We start from the raw sequence: 11,805 nt of genomic DNA, 5'->3' as shown, positions 1-11,805 counted from the left end.
GAGGGGTACATTATTTTATGACTCCATTTAAATATAACCGTCTTTTTTCCTTAATATTATTTCTTCTTATGTTAACCTCTTGCAACAAAAATGAACCGCAGATTAAGCTTATTCCAACAGATCATTATGGAGAAAAACCTGAATATGAGCAGCGTGAACAGCTCTTGCTGCATTTTGTTCAAGCTAAGCTCACCAATGATGATGGCAGTATTTATACCAATTATGTTGACTCTGAGCAAAATGCCCAGGTAGCTACAGGACATGAAGTATTGAGTGAATCGATGGGACTTGCAATGCGTTATTACGCACGAGCTGGCTTGCAGCAGCCGTTTCAGATGACATGGTCAGCCCTTCTTAATCAATTAAATATGGAGGATGGCTTTAGTTATCGCTATAGTGACAAGCTCGAGCAAAAATATACCGTGAATGCAGCGATTGATGATTTAAGAATCATTCGAGCGTTGTTTGAAGCCGCTGAGCAGTTTAATGACAATCAATACAAGGAATTGGCAGAAGAACTAGGCGCTCGCTTTTTGACATATAACAGTAAAGATGAACGATTATTTGATTTTTATGATAATCAATATAAGCTAACGAACAACTTTATTACACTCTGCTACATTGATTTGCTAACATTGAAGCTTATTGACAGCAAGAAGGAGCAGGGTAAGCTATATCAAGCGATGCTTAACATTACAAAAAAAGGATATATATCAGATCAGTTTCCATTTTATGAAACAAGATTTATATATGACAAAGAAATGTATCAGTCGGAGGAAATTAATACAATTGAGTCGTTGCTAACTATTTTACACTTAGTTGAGGTTGGTGAGCATCAGCCTTCAAGCATCAAATTTATTAAGCAACAAGTAGAAAATGGAGAACTTGTTGGACGCTATTCACGAGAAGGGGTGCCGCTAACGGATGTTCAATCAACAGCGATTTATGCGATAGCTGCAATGATCGGCTCAGAGCTTGGAGACGAGCATTTATATGAAGCAAGTATAAACAGGATGGAGCAATTTCAAATTTTGCAAACTGAACATGAACTATATGGTGCTTACGGAAATCTTGAAACAAGACAAGCTTATTCTTTTGATAACTTGCAGGCATTACTTTCATACACATACTAATCAAAAAGAGGCGTATAAAAACATGAAGCTGAATAATACCTTGGCAAACATAGAACAGCGTTTTTATTTAACACCTGCCTTTGTAGCAGCAATTGGAGTTTTTATTATATCCGTAATTGCATTATTTACCCCTCCTTATATTGGGATGGCTGATAACGGAGACTACTTTCGGATATTGTACAGCAACGGACTATATTTTAATGACCCAGATTATGTTAATCAATATCTGGGTTATTTTGTGAAGCAATACGGTATTTTGCAATATTTTAACGAAAATGGTGCGACGATTTTTTCATCCCAATCCCTTTTTATTAAGCTAGCGATGGTATTAAATCAATGGTTTTTCAGTAAGGAAATATTTGATATTAGGTTTCAAGCAGGGCTTTACCTTGTTTTTTACACAGTTGGCATTTATTTATTGGTAGAGGCATTAACTTGGAAGCTCGATAAGCAACATAGTTATTTGATTAGCTTATTATCTATTTTAGTTTTTGCTGATACAGCTTATACAGCATACTTTAATTCTTTTTACAGTGAAAGTGTGGTAATTATTGCTTTGATTTATTTAACGGCTGCAATTGTACTTATTTACCGAAGCCGCTACAACGACTATTTACTGCTTATCATGTTTACATTGGCAAGTATTTTTTTAACAACCAGTAAGCAACAAAATGCTCCAGTCGGTATTATTATTGCTGTTGCGGGTATTATGCTGTTGTTTATAAAACGCAATAAACTATATCGCTCAGTGGCTGCAATTTCCTTAGCAATTATTTTACTTGCTGGAATCGGCTCTTATACATTGATCAGCGATGAATTTAAAAACATTAATAAATATCATGCGATGAATCGGGGCATTCTTTTAAACGAAGCTGACCCAGAGGCAGCTTTAGAAACTTTTGATATTGATCCACAATATTCATTGCTTAGCGGAGAAATTTACTATTCGCCATTTACGACTGTCGATGTAAACTCAGACAATTTACAAGAGGATTTCTTTAATAAATATGGTTACGGCTCGATTTTACGTTACTATATTACGCATCCAGATAAAGCAGGAGAAATGTTAAACTTGGCAGCAAAAAATAGCTTTGCTATCCGTCCAGCAGCAATGGGGAATTATGAGCAATCAGTCGGCAAACCTTTTGCTGCACAAACTTCATTTTTCTCCTTCTACAGTAAATTTAAGCAAGGACTGACGCCAAATAATTTTATTTTGATTGTTGTATGGTGCATTATTGTCATTGGCTTATTTGTTCCTAGTTTTGTGAAAGCAATAAACCATCGAGATCGCAGAGCGATGCTGCAACTTCCGTTTATCATTTCGCTAATTGGAATTGGCTTATCAGCAATTGTCGTATCTATTGTCGGAGCAGGTGACGCAGATCTTGCTAAGCATCAGTTTTTATTTACAGCAAGCTTCGATGTAATCAGCTTTGTTACTGTATCGGGCTTAATCAATCGTCAGCTTTGGTGAAGACAGGAAGGAGGGGATGCCTTGAAACGATATTGTATGCTAATGCTGTTTGTTCTGTTTTTGCTATCGAACCAATTAACCCTTTTTGCGGCTGAAGGAAATGTGCCGAATGAGCAGGAAGTGCTGCTCGTTTATGATAGTCTTGCTTTCGGAACAAGCAATGAAGGAAATGTTGATTCGCTTAAACGAATAATCGCGAGTTACGGAATGACAGTCATTTCTATCGATGCTGAAAATTATGATAAGGGCATGCTCTCAAATTTTTCACATGTCATCATTTTAAGGAATAAGCCTGATCAATCTCATATGCTTGATAAGGTGATGAGCGATTTATCAACGTTTCAAGGAAAATATATGCATATAGGCGCACAGCCTTCAGAAAATCTTAGTAATGCGTTACATCTAAAATTAGAAACTAAAAAAGAGGTAGCTGCGCAGTTATTTATGGATCAATTTTCAAGTAGTTTGATCTTAGATAATCATTTTGTATTGGTAAGTTCTTTTGATGAGTCAGCAAAAAGGTACGGAACGCTCAAAATAAGTGGTGAACAAGCCTCCTATCCTTATACCGTTGTGAAGGATAAATACACATATGTGTCCTATTATCATCAAGCTGATCTAAGTGAGTGGGCATTGGGCTATATACTGAAGGATTGGCTTGAGGTAGAGCAGGAAGGGAGAATTTATGTCCTGCTAACTGAAATTAATCCATTTTCTGACTTGGAGCAGCTTAGAGAGATAAGCGATCAACTTTACGAGTTAGGCATTCCATTTCTCGTAAGTATCGCTCCTTTTTTTAACAACTATGATTATTATGCTGCACTTCGTTATGTAGAAACATTAAAATACGTACAAACTCGAAATGGTTCCATCATTATTGATGCACCAGTTGTTTCCTCACAGACCATTAGTACAGATTTAACAACATTAAAAAATGATCTTTCCTCTTTTATTGATTATTTAGCCGAAAATGGTGTAGCACCGCTAGCTGCAAGTGCAGAGCAATACTGGTTTGAAGATAACTATTATGTGCCAATGGGTTTAAGCTTTTATAATTCTGCGATTATGCTGCCTAATGTAAAATTAATGCCAATTCAACCGACAAATCATTTACAGGCATTTTCCAATTCACCGTTTGCAGTCAAGCTTGAACAGTGGCAACAATACGTAAAACCTGATCAAATCATTGATGCTATGCCGCTAAATATCGCTTTAATCGTTGATATGCAACAACATGGCCAAGATATGGATGATGTCCTGCAAGCTCTAGGAGATTCATGGATATTGTTTGCGGATTACAATTCATTAAACCATACTGTATCGACTGAAGTATCAACAATCAGTTCTAATCAAGGTTTATTAACGATTAATGGTCAAACGATAAAGCTTAAAGACAGCTACCAAGAAATTGAAGCAGACGAAGCCAACGTCGAAGAAACAAAAGCTAGTTTGCAGGGCTTATTCTCTGTGCAAAATAAAATATTTATTGTCATTATCATTATCGTACTAATGATTTTCTCAGTATTGCTGGTTATCGGGTATCGCATGTACAGACAAAAATATTAGGTGTAGGGGATTTCAATGACAATATCAGATATACTAATGCTTTTTTCCGTATTTTGCATTTGGACGCTGCTGCTTGTCAATATTGTTTTAATTATTGCTGGGTATTTATATTATATAAAAAATGAAAAACAGCCTGTTCCGCAAATTGAAGGTGAATATCCTTTCGTTTCTATAATGGTGCCAGCTCATAATGAGGGAAAGGTTATCATTCAAACGGTAAAGGCATTATTAGCGCTTGATTACCCTCATGATCGCTATGAAATTATCGTAATTAACGATAATTCTTCTGATAACAGCAGTCAGTTGCTGCATGAGCTGGAAATGCAATATAAAGGACGGCAGTTAATTATTATTAACACTGATGCTGTAACTGGCGGAAAAGGAAAATCCAATGCATTAAACATTGGTTTTAGTCAAAGTAAAGGTGAAATAATCGCAATTTATGATGCAGACAATACACCAGAGAAAACAGCACTGCGTTATTTAGTCGCTGAACTGATTCATGATCCTCGTTTAGGTGCAGTTATCGGTAAGTTTAGAACACGTAATCGAAATGTCAATTTATTAACAAGGTTTATTAATATCGAAACGTTATCCTTTCAATGGATGGCGCAAGCTGGCAGATGGAATTTATTTAAGCTTTGTACGATTCCAGGCACAAATTTTATTATCCGTCGAGAGATCATTAAAATGATTGGCGGATGGGATACAAAAGCGATTGCAGAGGATACTGAAATTAGCTTTCAAATTTATCGATTAGGCTATCAAATTAAATTCCAGCCAAAATCTGTCACTTGGGAGCAAGAACCGCAAACATTAAAGGTTTGGTTTAAACAACGCTCCAGATGGGCAAAGGGGAACATTTATGTCATTATAAAAAACATTCCGTTATTGTTTAGTCCCTCTGCCAAGAAGGTTAGGTTTGATATTCTGTACTTTCTGTCTATTTATTTTTTATTGTTAACATCGTTAATTTTATCTGATACGATTCTTATTCTTAACTCCCTTGGATTAATTAAAACAACACTTGCCAGTTTTAGTACCTTTTTATGGATTTTAGCGATTATCCTTTTTATAGTAGGCACTTTTATTACGTTAATTACTGAAAAAGGAGAGATGCGACTATCGAACATATGGATAATTATGCTTATGTATATTACCTACTGTCAGTTATGGATGATTGTTGCAGCGAATGGTTTGTTGAACTATTTGAAGGATATTGTATTCAAAAGAGAAGTCAAATGGTATAAAACAGAACGATTTTAATGACTACAAGGAAGCGATCGAGAATGAATAAAAAAAGGATATATAACAGTATTATCTTTTTAGTTTTATTGCTCTGTTACTGTTTTACAATAAAGGTTAATGCTGAGGAAGCCTCAAAAATTTATACACAAAACCTTTCCTCAGTATCTTTATCAGGAGTGCATTCAGTAAATTACCAGTATTTTCGGATAGAGAATTATTGGAATATTGAGCAGGCAGAACTTCAATTGGATTATAATTTTTCATCGCTAGTTAATAAAGAAAAATCGAGCATAACGCTTTCGTTAAATGGAGCTCCGTTTCATTCATTCCGAATAGATGCTGAAAACGAAAGCAAAATATCGGTTATTATTCCGCGTGAATTAATAACTGCTGGGGTAAATACGTTAATGATTGAAGGGAAACAAACAACGAATGACGAGCAAGAGCTATACAATATATGCGATGATAATGAGGTAACTGACAACTGGCTAACTATACATGAGTCATCAACGATTACAATTTCTTATCAAAATAAGCCAATGAGTCAAACGATTAGCGATTTTTATGAACGTTTTACCGGATTAGATACTGTTAAAAATTCGAATTATGCCATTGTAGTTAATGAAAACCCTTCAACTGCAGAGCTAGAAACAGCAATTTACAGTATTGCTGGATTGGCAAAGGAGAAGGATGAGGACAATGAACAAATCCCTTTGCTTAAAGAAAATGATGATATTCGAGGCAGTAAGCAATATGCCGTATATATTAGTAAATATGAAACGTTGCCAAATGTAATTAAAGAGAAATTGGGCTCTGTCGATCTTAATGGACAAGCTTTAATTAAACTAATTTCAATGGATCAGCAACTGCTGCTGGTTGTTACAGCTAATGATGATGAATTGTTAGTGAAGGCTGGTCGTTATGTTGCCAATCAACAATTAATGCAGCAAACAGAAGCAAATGAAAAACGGATTGATGAAAATACAGATGTGTTGTCTCCATTTGAGCCAGCCAATCAGATAATTAATTTAACGGAAACTGGGGATAAATTAATTGGTCCAATGCATCAAGAAAAAAACTATTTTATTTCATTACCTGCAAACCAAGCAATTGCAGATGCCAGCAAAATTAGATTAGCAATGCGTTATGCGCAAAATCTTGATTTCAAACGTTCTTTAGTTACCATTCTAATTAATGATAAACCAATTGGCAGCAAGAAGCTAAGTGAGGTTGCTGCTAACGAAGATGTGTTGGAGCTTGATATTCCGCAAAATTTGGACGTAAACGGTAATTTTACAGTAACTGTTGCCTTTGATTTGGAGATCTCTAGCTTAATTTGTACGTATAATCAAGAGCAAACGCCTTGGGCATATATCGATCCGTCTTCAGTGCTTCAATTAAATACTGTGGACCGACATGATTTGCTATTTAATTTTTATCCTTCGAGCTTTATGCGTAATGGAAGCTTTAATGCGATTGCAGTTGTTCTGCCAAGTCAGCTTTCGCAATCAGACTACTCTACAATAGCCAATGTTTTTCATCTAATGGGCAGATATGCACAAAGTAATCATGGAGAGGTAAAGGTATACAATGATAATGTTGATCCAGCGGAGCTGGAAAATAAGCAATTAATTGTTATTGGTTCGTATAATAATAATCAGCTTATTCGTCAATTAAATGATCAAATGTTTTTCCGATACTCTGCAAATGGTGAAGGTTTTGTCTCTAATGAAAAAATGAGCATTGAACAAGAATATGGAAAACGCATTGGTTCACTTCAATTAATTGCGTCTCCATATAGTGAAGACTATGGCGTGCTAATTATTACTGGTGCTGAGCCGCAATATTATGAAATGGCTTCACAGTTGCTTATTTCAGAGAACAAGCTTTGGAAGCTGTATGGCGATGCAATCGTTGTTGATAAAAACGGAGAATTATCCTCTTATCGTTTTAAGGAAAAATTAGCAAGAAGCTCATCAGTTGTAGATGTTTTTACAAGAAAAGATGTGTTGACCTTTGTTATTTCCGCAATATTAACACTATGCTTAGCTCTTGTTGCCACCTTATTCCTGATACGTAAATATTGGCGTAAAAGGAGGGAGGAACAATGAGAAGATTTAAAAACAGCTTAATTTCTGATGTTGCTTTCCTGCTATTTGTTGGAACATGTATTGTCACGTTAATGTTTATTGCAAACAATCAAAATGACTATGTTGTCAATATGATTTTATTGAATGCAGCATTTCTCATTGCGATCATAACGTATTTTACTACGATCGTGACAGGGCTTATTCTGAATTTAATCTTTCTGTTTGGATATGGTTCATATACGTTATATCAGGTCGCAACCGCTGGGGATGCTATTAGCACAACAAATTATTTTTGGTTGTTAGCAACTCCCATTATTACGATCCTTACTTGGCTGCTTATGCAAAGCAATCGTATGTTGCAGGAAGAGAATGATAAGTTGCGCAATCAAAACTCAACTTTGGCTACAATCGACGAAACGACCAAGCTTAAAAATTTATTATCGTTTCAACAAGATATGCGAATCTTTATAGCTCTATCGGAACGTTACAACATTCCGTTAACGTTGCTGTTGCTGAATGTGAAGTACTGGGATGAGATTAAACGATTTATGAACACAGAAAAATTCTCTAATGTATTATTAGAAGTATCTGATATTAGCCAATCGCTTGTCCGTAGCAACGATTGTTTATATTTATTTAACAGTGAGCCGCCAACATGGGGAATAGTGCTATTTACTGACATCAAAGGAGCAGAAATTGTAATTAACAGAATTAAGTCAAAAATTAATGAATTAAATAAGTTTGAATTTAAAGAAAAATACAATGTTGAGTTGCAGCTTAGAGTAGGAACTGCACAATTTGATTCCAGCAGTGCAATAACGCCGCTAGAGCTAATCGGACAAGCTAAGCGAATGATGGAATATGATGTTTAATATTACGCAGATAAATTAATGTATGAAGAGTATTAGAGCAAATTGTAATACGCTCTAATACTCTTTTTTACATACTAGCAAAATAAGCAATGCAGAAGAGGGAATATGATTAATCTATACGTAAAACTAATTATGTAAACAAATGATTATGCAATATGAGCATTAGCGCAGCTAACATAACAGTTTACTATTTGCTATCTCTTTAAATGCCTGTTATTATTTAACGATAGAACATTTGTTCTTGTTTCGGAAAATAAGTATATTATTTATAAAGTTTATGAAGAAAATAGATAAATTAACGGAAGCTTAAGAAAAAGTTATGCTTTGAAAAGCAATGACTGTGGCATAAGTCCGAACCAAAGTAACGTATATATAATTATGTAAACAATTAAACATGAGACCAATTTGGTTTTAATAAAGTAATACATAACAATAATTATGTTAACTTATTTAATCAAAAAAATTTATTTGTATAATGGCGAATTATAACCGACGCTTAGTTTATTGGCAAGTAAAAAAAGTATAAGAAATTGGTTGAAAAGTGCAAAAAACAATCTAAATATTTGGTCTTTAGATTTAGTCGATTTTATATTCCTTAAAAATAACGTTATTTCAGACAATTAAAAACTGTTTTATGTAAATAACACATATAAAAAGCAGTGATGGCTCTAATAAAATTAACGTAATAACAGATTTTTATGATAAAGGTGAGCGTATACAGTTTTTTTATTGTCACAATCAGTGGTATAATAAACATGTATATTTTATTCAGAAAGTGGGAACAAAATGGGTCGTAAGTGGAACAATATTAAAGAAAAAAAAGCAAATAAAGATGCAAATACAAGTCGTATATATGCTAAGTTTGGTATTGAAATTTATGTTGCGGCTAAAAAAGGAGAGCCTGATCCAGAATCTAACCGCGCATTAAAGGTTGTTTTAGAACGTGCTAAAACATATAACGTACCGAAAGCAATTATTGACCGTGCGCTTGAAAAAGCAAAAGGAAGCTCTGATGAAATTTATTCAGAACTTCGCTATGAAGGTTTCGGGCCTAATGGATCTATGGTTATTGTTGATGCATTAACAAATAATGTGAATCGAACTGCTCCTGCAGTGCGCTCTGTATTTAATAAAAATGGCGGCAGCATGGGAGTTAGCGGTTCTGTTTCATATATGTTTACACAAACTGCAGTAATTGGGGTTTCAGGTAAAACAGAAGAGGAAGTTATGGAGCTGCTTATCGAAGCGGACATTGATGCGCGTGACATTATCGTTGAAGATGAGGATGTTATTGTTTACGCTGAACCAGACCAATTCCAAACTTTACAGGATGCATTTAAAGCTGCTGGTATTACAGAGTTCACTGTTGCAGAAATTACAATGTTGCCTAATAATGAAGTCGTACTACCGCCAGAAGCACGTGCTCAATTTGAAAAGTTAATTGATGCGCTTGAGGATCTGGACGATGTTCAGCAAGTATATCATAACGTTAATCTTGAGGATTAATTTTCAGTTGAATAGATAAGACATATTGTGCCAATCTCTACATACGTTATTACAGTGTAAGGATTGGCACTTTGTTCAATTAGCGGTACACGATAATAGTGATTAAAGGAGAAAGCATATGCATATTGAAACAATTCAGCTTTGGGAACAGTTTCCGCAAGTAACATTAACCGCCTATATTCCATATGAAATTGCCAAGGAACAACCTGCTAATCCAAAACCGGCGATTTTAATCTTACCAGGCGGCGCATATTTGTACACCTCTGATCGTGAGGCAGAGCCAATTGCCCTACGTTTTGCGTCATTAGGATACCGTGCATTTGTTTTACACTATAATACATATTTTGGACCGGCTCCTTATTCAAAAGAGCGAGAGCAAAATCCTAATCCGCATGTGAAGTTTCCACAGCCGCTTTTTGATGCAGCAAAAGCTATTGCAACGATTCGTCAACGTGCAAAGGAGTGGAATATTAACCCTGATCATATAGCTGTCATTGGCTTTTCTGCTGGAGGTCATCTTGCTGCAAGCATTGGTGTTCATTGGAATAAAGACTATGTTGCCGAACATCTTGGTTTAAATAATGAAATGTTTAAACCAAATGCATTAATTCTTTCGTACGCATTAATTGATAATCAGCTTGCAATTGAATGGATGACGGATGAAGAGAAAGAAAAGTATAAAGAGATGTATGATCTAATTAATAAAGCGATGTTTGGCGATCAAGAAGCAAATGAAGAACAGCTTAAACAGTTAAGTCCAATTCATTATGTTGGTCCGCATACACCGCCAACGTTTTTATGGCACACCTCTGAAGATGATTTGGTTTTAACCGCTCATTCCTTAAGCTTCGCTCTTGAATTAAATAAACATCGTATTCCACATGAGATGCATATTTTTGAGAAGGGTGGACATGGCTTATCCTTAGCAGACGTTACGACTGCATCAAATCCTAGTCAAATTCAGCCTACAGCAGCAAAATGGGTAGAAATGGCGCATCACTGGTTAGGACTGCACTTCGTATAACCTTTCAAGGACAGTTGATTAAAAAAGACTTCTGGTAAATTCAGAGGTCTTTTTTATAATATTTAAATGAGCTTATGTAAAACGATAAAGATTAATTTGTACAGTTAAAATGATTTAACGAGCGCTTAAAAAATGAACGAGGAGGGGAGAATTTTGTATGAAGCGAAGCATGTTATGGATATTGCTTAATCTTATGATTATATTGTTATTGATTGCGTTTGGTGCTTATTATAAGTATATTAAGGTAGCTGCTGATTTTTCAGGTATACAAGTGAACGATTTTGTCATACAAGACGGAAAAACAATACCGGGCGTTATCTCGGATCAAAAGGTTGATGTTGATGTTAACATTTCACTTTCTAAATTTTTCAACTTCTATAAGTTAACTGGAGAAGTTAAGTTAAATGGGGTTACTTATAAAATTTTATCTTCTGATCAAAACAACAAAGGATATGTTGCTGGAATATCATCTAAACCGAACAAAGTTGAAGGATTTCTTAAAATGAGTAAAAATTTAAGTCATTTTTCACTGCAATTAAATGAGATTGGTTATATTGTTTTTCCAGCAGATTCAAATGAGGAAGCAAGTAAAGTTGTTCATAAACTGTACGGATCCTAGATAACTTAATTTAACAAAAATAACTTTAAGCTGAATCATTAGCATATGAGATAAAAACTCCAAGAGTCGGAAAACGAGCTGTTGGAGTTTTTATTAGATAATGCAGATTTAATTAGTTTTGCTAAAAACACATGTAATATCCGTGTAAAAAATTTTGCATACCAAGCAACATTAAATTGGTGCAAATAGCCGATCCTATGCTATAATTAAGTGCGCAAAATATAGATTTTGCGCACTTTTGATTTAGAACGATTTTTTATTGGCTGCTTG

Annotated in this window: 9 protein-coding genes; all 9 read left to right on the top strand. The window is 34.9% G+C overall.

What is annotated here, in order from left to right; all coding sequences use genetic code 11:
• Window positions 1-68: 68 nt before the first annotated feature.
• The 9 genes from AC2TDL_RS19295 (at window position 69) to AC2TDL_RS19255 (ending at window position 11,535) form a co-directional block, all read left to right on the top strand.
• Entirely contained in the window at window positions 69-1,133 is a 1,065-nt protein-coding gene (locus tag AC2TDL_RS19295; RefSeq protein WP_484697677.1) for a hypothetical protein, read from the top strand.
• Between the two features lie 22 nt (window positions 1,134-1,155).
• Window positions 1,156-2,610, top strand: coding sequence for a glycan biosynthesis hexose transferase WsfD (gene wsfD / locus AC2TDL_RS19290; RefSeq protein WP_484697676.1), 1,455 nt, complete (start codon window positions 1,156-1,158; stop codon window positions 2,608-2,610).
• Window positions 2,611-2,631: 21 nt separating this feature from the next.
• Window positions 2,632-4,176, top strand: coding sequence for a DUF2334 domain-containing protein (locus AC2TDL_RS19285; protein WP_484697675.1), 1,545 nt, complete (start codon window positions 2,632-2,634; stop codon window positions 4,174-4,176).
• A gap of 15 nt (window positions 4,177-4,191) precedes the next feature.
• Window positions 4,192-5,442, top strand: coding sequence for a glycosyltransferase family 2 protein (locus AC2TDL_RS19280; protein ID WP_484697674.1), 1,251 nt, complete (start codon window positions 4,192-4,194; stop codon window positions 5,440-5,442).
• Window positions 5,443-5,465: 23 nt separating this feature from the next.
• Window positions 5,466-7,535, top strand: coding sequence for a cellulose biosynthesis cyclic di-GMP-binding regulatory protein BcsB (locus tag AC2TDL_RS19275; RefSeq protein WP_484697673.1), 2,070 nt, complete (start codon window positions 5,466-5,468; stop codon window positions 7,533-7,535).
• Window positions 7,532-8,386 (top strand): GGDEF domain-containing protein, encoded by an 855-nt coding sequence (locus AC2TDL_RS19270; RefSeq protein WP_484697672.1) that lies wholly within the window; start codon window positions 7,532-7,534, stop codon window positions 8,384-8,386. Before AC2TDL_RS19275 ends, AC2TDL_RS19270 begins: the two co-directional genes overlap by 4 nt.
• A 786-nt stretch (window positions 8,387-9,172) precedes the next feature.
• Window positions 9,173-9,892 (top strand): YebC/PmpR family DNA-binding transcriptional regulator, encoded by a 720-nt coding sequence (locus tag AC2TDL_RS19265; protein WP_484697671.1) that lies wholly within the window; start codon window positions 9,173-9,175, stop codon window positions 9,890-9,892.
• Between the two features lie 118 nt (window positions 9,893-10,010).
• Window positions 10,011-10,916 carry an alpha/beta hydrolase gene (locus tag AC2TDL_RS19260; protein WP_484697670.1) on the top strand — a complete coding sequence of 302 codons (906 nt, stop codon included), beginning with the start codon at window positions 10,011-10,013 and terminating at the stop codon, window positions 10,914-10,916.
• A 157-nt stretch (window positions 10,917-11,073) separates the two neighbouring features.
• Complete coding sequence (locus AC2TDL_RS19255) at window positions 11,074-11,535, top strand: hypothetical protein (protein WP_484697669.1); 462 nt, start codon at window positions 11,074-11,076, stop codon at window positions 11,533-11,535.
• The last annotated feature ends 270 nt before the right edge of the window (window positions 11,536-11,805 follow it).

It is taken from the genome of Paenibacillus sp. plas6, from assembly GCF_057221655.1.
The sequence above is the reverse complement of the archived record's forward strand: the minus strand, read 5'-3'. Positions and strand labels throughout refer to the sequence as shown.